The following is a 16,986-nucleotide window of genomic DNA, read 5'->3' on the forward strand; positions in this document are numbered from 1 at the left end:
TAAGACACGGCGCTCGATGGAGCGCTGGGATATGCCCCTGGATCTTCAAACGTGGACGCCGCTGCGCGGGCGTTAAAACTGTCTTCTTTCGGTCATCTTCAGAAGTCTCTTGGATGCTTCAACGTAGACGCCCCGCTGGAAGGCGTTGAGACTTGGATCAGTCCTGCCCGTCGGCACACGGCCAGCACCTTCAACGTAGACGCCCTGCCTGAGGGCATTGAGACGTGCACTTCCTGCTTGAGGTCGTTCGTCCACATGAGCCTTCAACGTAGACGCCCTACTTGAGGACGTTGAGACGGAGTCGGGTACACGGCCGGCACGCTGATGGGCGTGCTTCAACATAGACGCCCCGCGTAAGGGCGTTGAGACGACCAGCGGGAAAGCACACCGCGGTCCCATCCGGCACTTCAATGTAGACGCCTTGCTTGAGAGCGTTGAGACTCCTCCACGGTGGTGCGCCCGGGAATGCTCGGAGTGCTTCAACGTAGACGCCCTATTCGAGGGCCTTGAGACCTGGATGACGGCGGACCGCTGAACGGCCTGGCGCAGGCTTCAACGTAGACACCCTGTTTGAGGACGTTGAGACTGCATGGGAGCCCCTTCAGGAGCGACCTCGGAGAACCTTCAACGCAGACGCCCCGGTTGAGGGCGTTGAGATTAGTAGCGCAGGCGCAAGTGACTAGTTCCTTGGCGCTTCAACGTAGACGCCCTGCCGGAAGGCGTCGAGACCTGGTCCTGCGCGGACCCCGAGCGCCAGGTTCGGCTGCTTCAACGTCGACGTCCTGCTTGAGAGCGTTGAGACCACAGGCGGGACCACCACCCAACCAGGCCTGGAACCTTCAACGCAGACGCTCTACCTGAGAGCATTGAGACGTCCTGCGTTCCCTGTACGTGTGCTGGACCTGCAGGCTTCAACGCAGACGCTCTACTTGAGGGCGTTGAGACGCAATGCGTCACGGCGCGGAGATCGACGTGACCACGCTTCAACGTAGACGCCCCGCTGGAGGGCGTTGAGACCTGCTGCCGTTGGCGATGCGGACTAGGCCGGTACTCCTTCAACGTAGACGCCCTGCTCAAGGGCGTTGAGACAGCCAGCTGGATGAGGTAGGCCTCCTCCTCCAGCGGCTCGCTTCAACGTAGACGACCCTGAGGGGACGTTGAGCTCTGCAATCGAAGCCGTGGATGCCAGCGCCATGGCCCCTTCAAGGTAGACCTCCTGCGCGAGGGCGTTGGGACGAGCTGGGCGAGGTGTCCGAGATCGAGAACGCAGAGCTTCAACGTAGACGCCCCGTTTGAGGGCGTTGAGACTCTAAGACCGCCATCATGCCGGGCCCAGCCTCCACCCCGCTTCAACGTAGACGCCCTGTTTGAGGGTTTTGAGACCTGCACCGGTACCCGTTCGTGGCGGTGGTCGGGTTCCTTCAACGTAGACGCCCCGCTCAAGGGCGTTGAGACTTGCCGCGGCGGCACGCTGAACAGGTCTGGACGTGGCTTCAACGTAGACGCCCTGCTTAAGAGCGTTGAGACAGCAGCGACCCGAGGGATCAGGCTTGCCGGTCGAACCTTCAACGTAGCCGCCCCGATTGAGGGCGTTGAGACCATCACCGGTCTCGCAGTGTCCTTCGAGCCGCTGTGGCTTCAACGTAGACGCCCTGCCTGAGGGCGTTGAGGCAGCCAGTGCGTCGGGCTGTCCGGGTTGGTGGTGCCGCTTCAACGTAGACGCCCTACTTGGGGCGTTGAGACATCCGCTACACCCTGTGGGCGCACGCGATCGAACTGCTTCAACATAGACGCACCGCTTAAGGGCGTTGAGACGTGTGCCATGTTCATCAGCTGGCTTTTCGCTCAGGCGCTTCAACGTAGACGTCCTGCTGGAGGGCGTTGAGACTCCAGGGCCAACAGAGACGAGCGGACCGGATCCGCGCTTCAACATAGACGCCCTACTTGAGAGCGTTGAGACTACAGGCGCACGACGGCGTCGGCCACACCTCGCTTGCTTCAACATAGACGCCTTGCTTGAGAGCGTTGAGACAAGATGCCCGACGATCCTCACCCGGCCAAGTGGCTGCTTCAACGTAGACGCCCTGCTTAAGGGCGTCGAGACGGTTCCGCGTAGATGATGGGTTCCACAGTCACCCGCTTCAACGTAGACGCCCTACGAAAGGGTGTTGAGACTCGATGGGGTTCCACGGGAGCCACCGGGCGAGGGTGCTTCAACGTAGACGCCCCCTGCGAGGGCGTTGAGACCGGCCGGTGCGATCACCAAGCTGGGTGACGAGGTGGAGCTTCAACGTAGACGCTCTCCTTGAGAGTGTTGAGACTCGCGCACAAGTCGCACAGCGCATGCATCGACTACTGGCTTCAACGTAGACGCCCCGCTTGAGGGCGTTAAGACAGCCTACGAACAGGCAGAACGTCAGAGAGGGACTGAAAGGTTACCTCGCAGCGACCACAAGGCAGGCGTTTTGTGCGGTTTTGTGGTTGGGAACCTCCCGGGAATAAGGCGGGTACTTGGGGTTCGCGTCTCAGAGCAGATCGACGGGCATGGGTGTGAGCACGCCTGCGGACTTGCCCCCCGGGATGGGGCGGCGGTGCGCCGCAGCGACGGTGAGCACCCCCAGCGGGACCAGGCCCTTGCGGTCCACGCGGGGTGTCGGTTGGTCGGCGGGTGGGGGTGTCAGGTTCGGATGTGTGAGAAGGACTTGGACACTGTCCAGGTCCAAGGGGTGTTCCCACACGGGCCAGATCATGATGCGCTGCCGGTTGTAGCGGTAGCACAGGCCCGAGCGTAGGTATCTGCCGTCGCCGGACAGCGGCAGCAGCGGCAGGGCTTGGGTGGCCAGCCAGGTCGCGCCGGGCACCCCGCTGGGTGTGGAGACGCCGGTGGTGGTGTCCACCGCGGTGCGGATGGCCCGGTGATCGAGGTTCTCCCCGGTGCACCCCTCCAGGCGTTGCCACCCGGTGAGGGCCTGGTGCAGGACCTCGGGATCTTTGAGGACCAGTCCCAGGGGTTTGGAGAAGAACGTGGCGGCTTTCTGCCCGCCGGCGGGGGCCATGAAGGGCGTGAGTACGACGCGGCCGTCGTTGTCGGTGGCCAGGTCGGTGACGATGGTGTGCACCCAGGCGGGTGCGTGTTCGCCTCCCAGCTGACGGGCCCGAGCGCGCAACTCGTGTAGGTGGTGACGGGGAACGCGCAGGGGGTCCTTGCCGACACCGATCTGGGGTGGCCAGGCCGCCTCCACCCGCGGCAGAGCCCCTTGGGTGGGGATGTCCTGGACGATGCGGCGCAAGGCGGCGCTGATCTGTTCCACGTTGCCCAGTGGGCTGGTGATCTGCGCAGTGGCCAGGAACGGGTCGAACGAGAGCCGTACGTGGCCTGGGCCGAGATGGTCGTGGAGCAGGCGCAGTACGCCCAGGCTGGTGAGGAAACCCAAGGGGTCGCGTCCGTCCAGGGCTGGCAGCGCCACCGTGTGTGTCCCACCTGTGGGGGTGGGGGTGGGGGTGGGGTGCTGGTGTGGTTGTGGTGTGTGCGTGGTGGTGGTGACCGGTTGTCCGGCCGAGCACCACATGTCGGCCATGCGCACCACCGCTTCCAGCAGGGTCAGCCTCCACCGGCCATGCGTGTCGTTGAGACGGGCGAAGCGGGCTGGGGAGCGCCAGTCCAGCAGGTCCGCGGTGTCCACCGTGCTACCGGTTGCCGGGAGCGGCACCTGGATGGGCGCGGGGTCGGGTACCGGGGGCAGCAGGGGACGGGAGTGGCCGTGGTGGGAGGCCACCAGGTGCAGCACCAGGTCCCGCATCTGCCCGTCGAGACCGTGACGATCCAGGTGGTGTTCGGCGATGCGCGCGGAGAGCCCCTCATGGCGTGTACCGGGCGGGTAGCCCGAAGCCTGTAGCGCCTGTTCACGTGCGGTCGCGTCGGTCGGAGCCTGGAGCGACTTGGCGAGCACCCGCCCTACCTGCGCCTGGGCGGCGGGCAAGGGCAATCCGCCGCGCAGGATCGTCTGGAAACGGGGGTCGCGTTTGCCCTCGTCGTGGTACAGGCCCGCCAGGTAGACGGCGTGTACCTCGGTCTGGGTCAGGCCGATGTTGCGGGCAAAAGCCGCAGCTTGGCGGGCGACCTGGGCCTGGTGCTCGTCCAGCCACACCGGTTCGGTGTCGGTGGTGGTGGAGGCCGAGACCTCGTCGGTGTCGCCGCCACGCAGCGCTTTGCGCATGGACAGGACGATGCGTCCCTGCAGCCCGGTGTCCTCGCTCGCTTGAGGAAGGACCTTGACGAGTAGGGTGCCGTTCTCGGCGGCTTGGGCAAGCAGGGTCAGGTTCGTGGCCAGTGGGTGGCGCAGGTCGTGTGCGTGCACGAGCGCGCGCAGCCGCCTCAGGGGGGCGCGGTAGTCGCCTGGCTCGGGGGCCCGGCCGGTCTCCTCGAACGCGTCTTGGACGGCGAGCAGCTCTTCGAGTACTTGCCGTAGGGCCCGTGCGGGTTCGCTGGCATCGTCCGCTTCGACCAGGCCGACGGTGTGGATCAGGCGCTGGTCCAGACGCACAACCGGGAAGCCGCGGCGCGAGGCCAAGTCGGCCACGTCCACGACCGGGCCGGTGTGGTGCTGGGGCGCCCATCCGTAGCGGTCGCATCCGCCGAAGGCGCTGGGCAGGATGAGAGTGTCCCCCGGGCGGGCCTGTTGCAGGGTGATGCGTTCCAGGTCGCGGTGGCCGCGGTAGCGCAGCACGAACTCCTGCTCGGCCACCTCCTCCACCTCGGGGGCGGGGGCTGTTTCAAGGTCGGCGACCTGGCCGGCCGCGACATGGTTGCGGTTGCGCCAGCGGCGCAGTGCGGCCAGGGAGACCTGTAGTTGTTCGTCGCTGCTGGGCGGCACCAACCGTAGCCGCTCAACCACCGTGGAGGCCACCTGCCCGGTGTTCGGGTCCAGGCAGGTGGCGGGGTCGATGTCCTCGCGCCAGAGCACGGTGACGTCGGGGTCGCGGGTGTCGAGTCCGTGCAGGAACGGCGCCACGGGTGGGTCGGTCACGGGGGTGGGGCTGGTGTGTTCCCAGGACCGCAGCACCCCGGGGTGCATCACCGGGGGTGCCTTGGCCGGTTCGCGCAGGGCGGCCCGCTCCTCATCACTGGCTTGGGCGAGCAGGTCCTTGAGGGCGGTGGGTGAGACCGCGATCCCGGTGCCCAGCTCCTCAACGACGCAGGCCCGCTTGGGCTGGGTGGCCAGGGGCGGGCACAGGCGGGACAGGAACCGCCAGGTGCCCGCCCGTGCGGTGCCGTAGACGGGGTCGTCGTCTTCCACGGAAGGGTCGTGGACGATGACCGCGGGAGCACGCCAGTTCCACCCGCCACCAGCGGCGGGTGCTTCGCGGGTTTCGGGGGTGCGGGCCAGCCGTCCCAGGCGTTGGATGAGCGCGGCCATGGACGCCGACTCGCTCACCAGCACATCGGCGTCGATGTTGGCGCCCACCTCCACCGTCTGGGTGGCGACCACGTACAACGGCTCGCTCTCACGGCCGCGCTCACGTTTGACCTGGATGCGGTCGTAGAAGGTGTCCATGAGGCGTTGCCGGTCCACGGGGCGGCTGCGCCCGATCAACAACACCCCCTGCTCAGAGGCCACACGCTGATCGGCCAGGGTGGTGAAGACCGCGCGGGCCCGCGCGACGGTGTTGCACACCACCAACACCACCGGCCCGGCCATGGGCTGCGCTGCAGCCAACGCCTGGGCCCAGGCGGCGAGCTGGCCGGTGATGACCTGTGAAGCGTTCTTCTTGGTGACCTTCTCCGGTTCGACCAAGTGCATCCACCGCGGCGAGGTCAACCGCAGCGAGGCCACCGGGTGGACGTGGTCGGCGCCGTCGATGGAGTGCACGCGGCGGGCGGCACCGTCGGTGACGGTGGCCGACATCTGCACCACACGCGGCCGGGAGAGCCGGTCCGCGGGTTGGTCGGCGGTGGCGGCGTCGATACTGGTGAGCATGGCCTGGGCTAGGTGGGCCTCATCGACCAGGATGAGACTGTCGGTGCCCACCAGGGCCGCGTCGATGGGGCGCAGCCGGTTGGAGACACCGTAGCCGCGCAGGAACAGGCGTGAGCCGATCTGGTCGACGGTCCCCACCACCAGGGCGTGGCGGTCGGGGCGTTGGATCCACTGCCAGGACCAGGTGGTGCCGCCCCGCATCCGCGTGACCTCCACGACTGGGCCCTGGTCCTCGCTCTGGCGCAACCGGTCAGCGATCGCCGCCAGGACGGCCATGTCGGCGGCGGTGCGGTCCGAGTCTGGGGGTGTGTGTCCGTTGAGCAGGTCAGCGATCACTCTGGCGTGTTCAAAGGCCTCGTCCACCACCAGGCGGCGGTCGACGATGAAGAACACGCGGCGGCGCCGGTCGGCCGCCCCGGCCGCGGCAGCGTAGAGGGCGATGTCGAGCAGGCTGGTCTTGCCCAGCCCGGTGGGCACGTCCACGGCCTCGGGCCAGTCCTCACCTTCGAGGAGCCGGTCAGCGAGGGCGGCCTGCCAGGGGAAGGGGCCGTGGCCGTGCACGGCTGTGAAGAACGCGGTGAACGTGGGCAGTTCAGCCAAGGACATGAGCGACCTCCTCCAAGCGGGCGCGGTCATCAGCCGGGGTGTGGGGGCGGGCGGTGGGGCGGGGTTCGAACAATCCCAGGCCCAGGTAGCGCATGGAGCCGACCAGGACGGGCCCCACCACGGGTTCGGGGAACTCGATGCGGGCGTGCAGCACCCACCGCCGGGGCCGCCCCGCGGGGTAGGTGCCTGTGCGGGGGCGCAGCATCGCCCCGGGTGTCAGCGGCGCCTGGGAGACCTGCACGTGCGAGGGGGCGGGGTAGCCCGCGGTCACCACGGACTGGGCGATGCTGTCGGTGGGGTCGCTGTTGCGGCGCACGAACCGGTCCAGCATCAGCGGGGTCGCGCTCACCCACACCCGCGAGCCCGTTCCGGGGGCGCTCCAGCGGGCCGGGTTCAGCGCCTTGGTGTTGGAGGCCCCCGTCTGCAGCGTGAGGGGGAAGATGGGCCCGTAGCCGCGGTTGAGGTGGGTCAACGGCTCCTCCACCAGGGCCCGGCGCACCGCCTCAGCGGCGTCGGGGTCCACCTCGTGGGGCAGCACCACCGCCAAGCCGTGTAGAGCACCGCGGGCGTGGCGGTGGCCGACCTCGGGCAACCCCACAAAGCCCACGTGGTGGCGGCCCGGTTCGGCGTGCCCGGACACCTGCCCGGGGATGTCCTGGCCGATGCGCGCCATCACCGTGTCGCGGAGCTTGTCGGTCAACGTCAACAGCTCACCGGAAGCGGGCAGCACCACCTCGGGCCCGAAGGCGAAGACCAGCATCGTCCCGAACGGGCCCCGCACCACCTCGGGCTCTTCCACGCTGGGGGCGTCAGGGGTGGTGTAGCCGATCGTGCGGCGCACATCCCACGCACTACCCCCCTGCTCAAAGGCTCGGTCCAAAGCGTCCAGGTAGCCCGGGTAGGGCACACCCAGCGATGTGGTGGCCCGCTCGCCCAACGCCACCGGCGTGTAGGGGGTCCACTCCGGCCGCAGAGTGGGGGTGGTGTGGACGCGGATGGCGACGGTGCTGGTGGACCGCCCGAGGTAGGGCACCTTCCACGCCAGCTCCGCCAACGCCTTCTCCACCTGCGCTGGCGGGTCGGACTCGGTCCACACGAACGCGAACTCGCCTGTGTCCGGGATGCCTGAGACCCGGGTGAGCGGGGCGGTGGTCCGCCCGGGCAGGGACTGGCTGCCGCCCTTGCCCGAGGTCTTGTTGGTCACCGCATACCCATCCGAGCGAAACCGCGCCTGCTCAGGCAGGTTTCCCGCCCACACCTGCGGCGGCCCCTGATTCTCCAACCACACCAGGGCTCGGCGTTCCTCCTCGGTGGGGGCCGAGGCCACCAGCGCGCAGAACAGCCGGGAGGGGGCGGGGGGCCATTCCACGTTCTCGCGCCACCCATCGGCGGCGTCATAGCGGCCCTGAAGGAGCCGCACACTCATCACCAACGGCACAGGACTACTCCCCCGACTCGTCGGACTTGGCCACCGAGTACTCGATGGCCTTGGCCAGCGCCGGCACCGGCTCCAGGGCGATGGCCTCCTGGGACATGGTGATACCGGCCTTGGCGGTGCGCTCGCACAACTCGTGGAACACCTCGATCGCCTCACCCACCCCCAACGCGATCTCTTCACGCATCTCGCCCTCTCCCTCGAAGACCAGGCGCTGGCCGGTGTGGACCAGGTCGCAACCCGAGCGCAGCCACACCGAGGGCCCACCGAACGCCAACCGGTCCCCGGCCAACGCCAACGCCGCCAGCGTGGCCCGCGCCAGACGCACCGCCTCCACCGGAGCATCCCCGAAGCGCAACCGTGCCAGCGCGGCCATCGACAACCACCCCGCGCGCCGAGCGCTGGTGATGGACACCCCGCCGTGGGCGGGGTTGGGGGCGATGTTGCCGTGGCCGCGTTCGCTGAGCTTCTCGCCCTTGGTCTTGGCCTTCTTCTCCCCCGGGATCATGAACTCCCAGTCATCCCTGGTGGAGTCCTTGACGGCGCCGGTGAGGTTGACCGGGTCCATCCGGCCGCCCTGGCGTTGGCCCAGGCGGGGGTCAAGACCCACGATGGAGGAGGAGTAGGCGCGGGCGAACCGGGTCTGGTGGCCCTTGCGGTGGGAGTCCCATCCGCCGAAGAGCAGCGACTCGGGTGAGTACTCGAACAGGGCCCGCACATCCCTCGCGGTGACCGCGCGAATCTTCTGCCCCACCTCCGTCTTGGGGAAGCGCACCCCGTCGATCTGGCTGTCGCGCAGGTAGGCGTCAGCGAACCGGTGCGGCATCTCCAGCGAGGTGATCCGCACCGGGCCGCGGGACGTCGTGGTGGTGAGCTCGAACAACGGCAGCCGGATCCGGCCCTCGTCACGGGCTTCCAGCAGGGCGGTCTCGACGCGGTTGGCCTGGCTGGGCACCTGGTCCAGCACCACGACCCACCGCTGCTCGCCGTCCACCCAGTGCTTCTCAGCCAGGTACGGCGCATCGGCCAGCGGGTTGTTCTGCTCCTGGCTCCTGTCCTTAGGGTAGGAGGGCGGGAACACCTTGTCACCCGCGGCAGGCCGGTACTCGGCTTGGGCCGACACCCCCGCCCAAGGGCGCTCAGGCCCCACCGCGGCCAACAGCAACTCCAGGAACTGGCTGGACATCAACGTCTCCTTCAACAGGCAAGAGGGTTGCGTGGTGATGGTGGTGACCAGCGGGGTGGAGGGTGTTGCAGCGGTGTGGGTAGCACCGGTCCACACCGTAGGGGTGAGGTGTGACAGGACCGAGTGTTAGCCTGCCGATCCGGCAATCACCGTGTGCCTGTGTGAGGAACTCGGCCCGCGCGAACCTGGAGTGAGCATGAAAACCCCGGGAGGCTCCCAAGCAGAAAAGCGACAAAACACCCACGAGGGCAGACCTATCCGCCTTCTCGCAAATGCTTGCCGCGGGTATCCCCTGGTCAGATGCCGTCTCAACGGCTCCTCAGGGGCAGTCCACATTGAAGGCAATCCGCACGCGCACACCTGGGCGTGGCTGGAGGGGTCTCAACGGCTCCTCAGGGGCAGTCCACATTGAAGGCACAACACCGGCGACACCGCCCGCGACCTGCGCCAGTCTCAACGGCTCCTCAGGGGCAGTCCACATTGAAGGGATTCAGGCTCGTGTGCCCACACGCTGGTGGGCACGTCTCAACGGCTCCTCAGGAGCCGTCCACATTGAAGGTTGCGGATGGTGGCGGCCATGCCGGTGGCGGTCGCGTCTCAACGGCTCCTCAGGGGCCGTCCACATTGAAGCTGGGCCTTGTAGTTGTCGAACCCGAACTTCCGCCCAGTCTCAACGGCTTCTCAGAAACCATCCACATTGAAGTCATATGTCGAGGATTGCGCCTTCGGCGGTGACCCATTTCTCAACGGCTCCCCGAGAGCCGTCCACGTTGAAGGTGCCTGCCCACCTCGACGGGGCGCACGTGCCCGCCCCTCTCAACAGCTCTTCGTGAGCCGTCCACGTTGAAGGGTCCCACACAGCATCGACACGGTCGTGGGCGTGGCTTCTCAACGGCTCTACAGGAGCCGTCCACGTTGAAGCGCGGTCAGTGCGGCGTTCAACAGCCACTGAACGCCGCTCTTCAACGGCTCCTCGGGAGTCGTCCACGTTGAAGACCCGCGCACCTGTCGGGCGCCTACATCCCCGAGGAGTCTCAACGGCCCCTCGAGGCCGTCTACGTTGAAGGCAAGAGAACCTGGTGCTGCTCTTGACGGATGCCTATACGTTGAAGGGTGATTACCGTGGTCTCAGCCTAGGGACTGACCATGTCTCAACGGCTGCCCGGGAGCCGTCCATGTTGAAGGACTCAGCTCGTAGCCCAGTCGACGCGCTTTGTCTCGTCCCAACAGCTCTCCGTGAGCCGTCCGCGTTGAAGGGCTCCGGAGGGTCCGCACGACGACAAGCTGGCCGCCGTCTCAACGGCTCCTGGAGAGTCGTCCAAGTTGAAGCGGTGCGTGGTCCGCCGCCGGAGTGCAGGCTGGACTGTCTCAACGGCTCTTCAGGAGCCGTCCACGTTGAAGGGACACGGTCAACAGCTACGAAGATCTGTGGATCAAGTTCCAACGGCTCCTCAGAAGCCGTCTACGTTGAAGGTCCCCATCGGGCTGCCGGGTGTGCGGGTGCGATCGGTCTCAACAGCTCTTCAGGCGCCGTCCACGTTAAAGGAACTCGGTCCACTGCTGGAGGACGAAGTTGATCGAGTCTCAACGGCTTCTCAGGATCTGTCCACATTGAAGCGGCCGCTGACTGCACCACACTGACGAGAGGCAGGTGGGCTCAATTCCTATTCAGAGAGCGCCTACGCCGAGGCCACCTGGCCGTTAAATACCCTTTCTCCGACTCCCAGAAGAACCCAGCGTGCAGCACGAGCGATGCGTGAACAGGCCATGCGCCCCCTACCAGGGAATGCTCCAACAAGATCCACAGGCCCCTAAATCCATTTTGACCGCACCACGTTTGTCGGCAGGCGATGCCATCGCGTGAGAAATAAGCGAATTCCGCCAAACGGAATTTCCCCCAGAAGTACCGCTTTCGAATGTCGCACCCAGCAACCGGGGTGGCGGTGTTTGCGACATGGCTCCAGGTATTGACGGGGGAACTCTTATGGTCTTCACTGTAGACGAAATCCAGATGACAGAAGGTGGACCATATGGGTATCCTTTCCTCATGAACATGTCCGAACGCCTCTTGAGGTCGGCTCAGCGATGGGCCATCAGTTCACTTGACTTCTACATTGATACACCGTCTGACCACATGTTTTCTATCCACCATATGGGGGTATCCGTAGAGCATGCCTCCAAGGCGTACCTGGCTTCGGTATCAACAGTCCTTCTCGCCCCAGACAGGCCATCGGTCGACGATCTATTGGTTCTCAGTGGAAACGAGGACAAGACACAGAAGGGCGTGGAGGGCATCCGGACCGCCGCAGGAGAGACTGTTATTTCCAGAACCACAAACCTATTGAGAAAGAGCAGAGGTAACTCTGACAGCGTTCGGATGCTAAGGGAAGCACGCAACGGAATCACTCACCTAGGCGTGTGGGATCAAGGCTCAGGAACTAAGGAACTCCTCGCTTCGGGGATCACATACATTGACGAGATCCTGGCAGCCCTATCGCGAACAGAGGGATGGTTTTGGAGGAACCACGAGGGCCTGAGCCGACGAATCCTTGAAGACACAGAGTCAGAAGTAAACTTGCGCTACAAGGAAAAGATACAGCGCGCCAAGGGAACCTTCCAGATGAAGGTTGGCCATCTTCCGGCGGATCAGAAAAAGCAGGTCATTGTTTCGCTAGAGGCAATCCCTGTTTCCAGTCGTTGGCACATGTCCATCCCGACCTACTGTCCGGCATGTGGCTCTCTCGGCGTGGCCAGTGGTCGCGACCATCTCGAGGACTACGGCGCCTGGTTCAGCCCACGGCACTTCGGTTGCCGTGTATGCGATCTAGTCCTAGACGGGCTCGAACTCAGACTCGCAGGGATCACCGGCCATGCCATTGATGAGATCGATGAGGATCCGGATTGGGAACCGGACAACGAATCCATGTGAATACATGAGATCTCCATTTCCCTAACAAGCAGTTCTCACGATTTTATCCAGCTTTCAAGTTCGCCAGGAAAAATCCTCTCCTCAAAGGACATGGGGCAGTTACACGATGGTACTGGCGACCTGGATAAGGCTGTTTAGGTTCCGGCAGGTAATGCGTTGTACCGCGCTGGCCAGAACGAGGTTGAAGCAGAGCGGCGACTTACGAGGATTCCGTCCCCGACCTGCCATCACCCTCGACCTGACTCTGAGGATGGTGGTCAGTCGGAGAGAGCAAGCAGGGCGGCCAGAGCCGTGGCCCCGGCAGCGATGACGGTGAGGGTGGCGGCGGCGGTGGCCGCGGCGCGGCCGATTGCGCTCGGGTAGCTGGCGCCGTCACGGCGGGCCAGGTAGGCGGCCCCCACTCCGGCTAGTACCGCCACGAGCATGCTCAGGGCGCAGGCCAGCGCCAGCAGCATCATCCGCTCAACCATGGGCTTCTCCTCCGGTTCGATTCGGCGTTGCTGGCGTCAAATCTGGTCGAAGGGGTGGCCGTGGGTGACCAGCTGGACAAAGATGAACAACGATGTACAGACATGGCAGGCACAGTGGGAGTTGGTGTGGGGCAGGCAAACACGTGTGAGCAGCCCACACCGGAGGATGCGCACGCTCAGCTGGGCGATCGTTTGGACACCGCCCGGTTGAATGCGGGGCTGGGCAAGAGTCAGCTGGCCGCACGCGCAGCTTTGAGCCGCACCACGGTCACCGCGGCCCTCAACAACACCGGAGCGATCCCGTCCAAGGAGACGGTCACGGCCCTGGCCAGAGCGCTCGGCCTGGATAACAGACCGCTCCTGGCCTTACGCGAGAGTGCCGCCGAGGTGAAGCCGGCGTTCGACCGTCGAGCCGAACAGGGCCCTGCGTCTGGCCCGGGAGTCACTCCCACCGCACATCCGCGACCCGGGCACGCCCCCGTCGCGGACAACGCGGCCCCGGTGGACCATCTCGCACCCGCCCAGTTGCAGGTGCACGCCGCGGTACTGCCCGCCCCCGACCCGGGCGGCTACCCCTTCCTCACCCCCTACCTGCCCCGTCCCCACGACGTCCGGTTGTGTGAGTCCCTGGAGCCTGCTCTGGACGGGGAAACGTCGGTGCTGGTGATGCTGACCGGCGGCTCCTCCACCGGCAAGACCCGCGCCCTGTACGAAGCCCTGCACACACTGGCCCCCCACCGCCCCCTGCTGCGCCCGGCCACCGCCAACGACCTCCTGCGTCTTCTGGCCGACGGGCAGGTGGACGACCAGGTGGTGCTGTGGCTCAACGAGGCCCAACGCTTCTTCTACGGCACCAGCGCTGCCGAGGCCGCCGCCGCCCTGCACCACCTGTTGCACCAGCGCACGGGCATCGTGGCGGTGGGCACCTTGTGGACCTCTCCTTACTGGGAAGAGCTGAGCCGGTTCGGGACTTCCGCCGATCCCCACGCCCAGGTCCGCGAACTCCTCACCGACCCGGCCACCGCCCACATCCCCGTCCCCGGCCACCTCTCCCCTCATGAACAAGACCAGTGGGAAGAGTTGGCCACAGCGCGCGGCGACCGGCGCATGCGCGGCGCCCTCCACGCCGGGACCGCTGACCGTGGCCGGGTGGTCCAGCACCTCAGCGGCGGCCCCGCCCTGTTGGCCGCCTACGACCAAGGCCCCGGCCACACCTTCACCGCCGTCGAACACGCCCTGCTCACCGCCGCCATCGACGCCCGCCGCCTGGGCCACCGCGCTCCCCTGCCCGCAGCCCTGCTCGCCCAGGCCGCCGACGCGGAACTGGACCCCCGCGAACGCCCCACCGACCCCGACTGGGCCCAGAAGGCACTGGCCGCGTTGAGCACCGGTCGACGCTCGGATGGTGCGCGCACCGACATCCGCCACACCCTGACCGCCCTACACCCCCACGTACCCCGCGCCGGCGCCGAGGCCGGCTACGAACCGGCCGACTACCTCGACCAACACCTACGCCACCGCCGCGCCGACCAACTCGGCAGCCCCGCCCTGTGGCAGGCTCTGCTCGACCACACTCAGGACCCCGAAAGCCTGTACTCCCTGGCCGAATCCGCTAAGGCTCGTGGCCTGTTCCAACACGCGGCCCGGCTCTACCACCGAGCGATACTGACTCACCACACCAGAGCTCCAGGGCACCTCATACGTCTGCTCTCCTCGGAGCTCGACCCTCACCGACACGGTGCTCACTGGATTGCCGCCCACGCCGACCTCACCCATCCCACTGGCGTTGCCCAGCTGCTGGTAGAGCTGCACCAGACGGAGCAGGGACTGGAAACTGCGCTGGCACGCGACCCCGCCACCCACGCCGACCCTGCCGACCCCAGCGCTATCGTCTTCCTGCTGAAGGTGCTGCGCCACAGAGGACAGGCAAAAGCAGTGGAGACTCTGGCCACTCGAGCCGCCACCCACACCAACCTCGCTAACCCCACCGGTATCGCCCGGCTGCTGGTGGAACTACGCCGGGCGGGGCAGAAACAGGCTTTAAAAACCTTGCTGGAACGCGACCCCGCCACCCACAGCGATCCCTCCGACCCAGAGGGCGTCACCCGCCTACTACAAGCACTACGTGAGGCGGGACAGGAAAAGGCGGCGGCGACTCTGGCCATGCGGGCCGCCGTCCACATCAACCTCGCTGACTCGGACAGCATCGTCGACCTGCTACAGGTGCTACGCCAGTGGGGGCCGAAACAAGCACTGGAAACTGTGCTGGAGCGCGACCCCGCTACCCACACCGATCTCACCAGCCCGAACGGAGTCGCCCACCTGATACAGGAGCTGAAAGAGACAGGGTACAAACAGGCGGCGATGGCCTTAGCCACCCGAGCCGCTGCCTACGTCAGCTCCACCAACCCGAACGGCATCTACCAACTACTGCGGAAGCTGCGTGAGGTAGCGACGGAGGAGCCTCGGAAAATTATGCTGGAGCACACCCCCGAGATCTACACCAACCCCGCCTACCCGAATGGCCTTGCCCATCTGCTGCGAGTCCTGGATGAAGTGGGGCAGGGACAGGCTGCGATAACCCTGGCTACTCAAGCCGGTCTCACAGACCCTAACAGCGTCGCCAGCCTGCTGTGGGTGCTGCATCAGGCGGGGCAGGAACAGGCTTTGAAAGCCATGCTGGAACGCGACCCCGCCACCCACACCAATCCCACTAACATGGCCAGCGTCACTCACCTACTGCAAGTACTACGCAAGATTGGACAAGAAAAGGCGGCGGCAACTCTGGTCACCCGAATCACCACCCACACTGACCCCGCCTCCCGCGCCGACGACGCCTACCTACTGCATGTACTGCTCGATGCGGGGCACGAGCAGGCGGCAGCGACTTTGGCTACCCGAGCCGCCAACCACACCGACCCCGCCAACGATATCCCCGTACTACATGTACTACGCAGGACTATGGACGCTGGCAGACTCTGGGATCCTTTCCCACTCCTGTTGCCCCACGGCCGTGAACTCGACGGCACTCCCGCACAGCCATGGACCTGGGACGAACTAAATCTGTGATCCCGCCTGCGGCTGTTTCTGTACCCGAACAGGCCACTCGTGCACGGTTGTTCGTCGTGTACATACACCATCTGCCTCGGGTGACGACATCCAAATCCGTCAGCTAAAGGCGGCGCACCCGGACCAGCCTGTACCACGGACGTACCAAACTGGCCCATGGGGCACACAACACACTCGGCACGCCGTATAACTAACGACAGCGAGCACCTACGGAGAATGGTGTGTTACCAGAGCGGACCGCATCGGTACACACATCGGATACCTCATGCCATCCTGGATATTAAATCGGATACAGGAATTATTTCCCTTCACGAATTTCTCGCACTTCCCGGCAAGCAACGAAATCCCGTTGACGCAGAACCAGTGAGGGTGGAAGCGCATTGGTGGATGGTAGGTACCGCACTACCAGAGGTTGGTACAAACAAACACACCACCACTGCCAGGTTTGTTGGTGCAGGGCGGGCAAGAACCACCCGGCACGAGCTGTGATGGGGCAACATGCCCTGGTAAGCCAAACTGCATGTGACCATACGAAATGGCACAAGAGGGCATGCACAGGGACTGGTCAAACCTTGAACTCTGCTAATGCGGTTAGGGAGCAATCCCTTCCGGGGTTCAAATCCCCGATCCTCCGCCTCTGACCTGGGGCTTCTCGCATCGCGAAAGCGAGAGAAGCCCCAGGTTTCCTCATGTTTTCGTGATTTAGCGATGCGGTTGGCAAAGGATCCGTGCCAACGACGCACACCAATCGCTCCCCATCCGGAGCATCAGGCCACCAAGTTTGTACCAAGCGAGAGTGTCCTGTATCACACCAAGATGGATCGCTCCTCCGATCACTGTGTATGAAGACTCTCGACGTCTCAAGCGTTCGGTCACTCGGCGATGAATCCCTGGTCAACGACCGACGCTGAAGCCAGTGTCTCGTATCGGGTTTATTGGAGGCTCGGAACCAACGCTTCGCCCTCTGTTGACCCGGCCTGCTGCCCATAGAAGCCGTCTTCGAACTCTGCCGGCGGCACCAGTCCGATCTCGCCGTGCAGACGACGGTGGTTGAACCAGTCCACGTACTCGGCCACCGCGATCTCCACCTCGTCCAGCCCCCTCCACGGGCCCCGGTTGCGGATCAGTTCGGCCTTGAACAACGAGTGGAACGCCTCAGCAAGGGCGTTGTCGTAGGAATCGCCGGTGGTCACACCCGAGGCGATCCGACGCCAGAAGTCGCGCTGGACCGCACGGGAGGGCTCGGGGCGGCCCGGTGAGCGCATCGGAGGCCGTAGTGCCCGGTCCGCCGCCCACTGGCGTCGTGCTCCCGC

The 16,986-nt window shown here is 65.5% G+C and carries 7 protein-coding genes; 2 read left to right on the top strand and 5 right to left on the bottom strand.

The features are described 5' to 3' along the window. Nucleotides 1–2,525 precede the first annotated feature (2,525 nt). From cas3g to cas7g, 3 genes are read right to left on the bottom strand one after another with little or no spacing between them, the layout of a single operon-like run. A complete protein-coding gene (gene cas3g, locus FYX01_RS15070) occupies nt 2,526–6,584 on the bottom strand; it encodes a type I-G CRISPR-associated helicase/endonuclease Cas3g (protein WP_150241771.1) in 4,059 nt (1,352 codons plus the stop codon). Next, a complete protein-coding gene (gene csb2 / locus FYX01_RS15075; protein WP_150241773.1) occupies nt 6,571–8,022 on the bottom strand; it encodes a type I-G CRISPR-associated protein Csb2 in 1,452 nt (483 codons plus the stop codon). The genes cas3g and csb2 overlap by 14 nt, the downstream gene beginning before the upstream one ends. Before the next feature lie 4 nt (nt 8,023–8,026). After that, on the bottom strand, nt 8,027–9,205 hold the full coding sequence (gene cas7g, locus FYX01_RS15080; RefSeq protein WP_150241775.1) for a type I-G CRISPR-associated RAMP protein Csb1/Cas7g: 1,179 nt from the start codon (nt 9,203–9,205) through the stop codon (nt 8,027–8,029). Between the two features lie 1,984 nt (nt 9,206–11,189). On the opposite strand from cas7g, the gene FYX01_RS15085 reads away from it, so the two are divergent. After that, nucleotides 11,190–12,134 carry a hypothetical protein gene (locus FYX01_RS15085; protein ID WP_150241777.1) on the top strand — a complete coding sequence of 315 codons (945 nt, stop codon included), beginning with the start codon at nt 11,190–11,192 and terminating at the stop codon, nt 12,132–12,134. Between the two features lie 257 nt (nt 12,135–12,391). On the opposite strand, the gene FYX01_RS15090 is transcribed toward FYX01_RS15085, so the two are convergent. After that, nucleotides 12,392–12,604 (bottom strand): hypothetical protein, encoded by a 213-nt coding sequence (locus FYX01_RS15090; RefSeq protein WP_150241779.1) that lies wholly within the window; start codon nt 12,602–12,604, stop codon nt 12,392–12,394. Nucleotides 12,605–12,664: 60 nt separating this feature from the next. Between FYX01_RS15090 and FYX01_RS15095 the strand changes: the two genes are divergently transcribed. Then, nucleotides 12,665–15,673 (top strand): helix-turn-helix domain-containing protein, encoded by a 3,009-nt coding sequence (locus tag FYX01_RS15095; protein ID WP_150241781.1) that lies wholly within the window; start codon nt 12,665–12,667, stop codon nt 15,671–15,673. Between the two features lie 932 nt (nt 15,674–16,605). On the opposite strand, the gene FYX01_RS26195 is transcribed toward FYX01_RS15095, so the two are convergent. After that, the gene (locus FYX01_RS26195; protein WP_190394336.1) at nt 16,606–16,866 is read right to left on the bottom strand and encodes an integrase core domain-containing protein; all 261 of its coding nucleotides are present in this window, start codon (nt 16,864–16,866) and stop codon (nt 16,606–16,608) included. Between the last annotated feature and the right edge of the window lie 120 nt (nt 16,867–16,986).

The sequence above is a fragment of the Nocardiopsis quinghaiensis genome, from assembly GCF_008638365.1.
GTDB lineage: Bacteria > Actinomycetota > Actinomycetes > Streptosporangiales > Streptosporangiaceae > Nocardiopsis > Nocardiopsis quinghaiensis.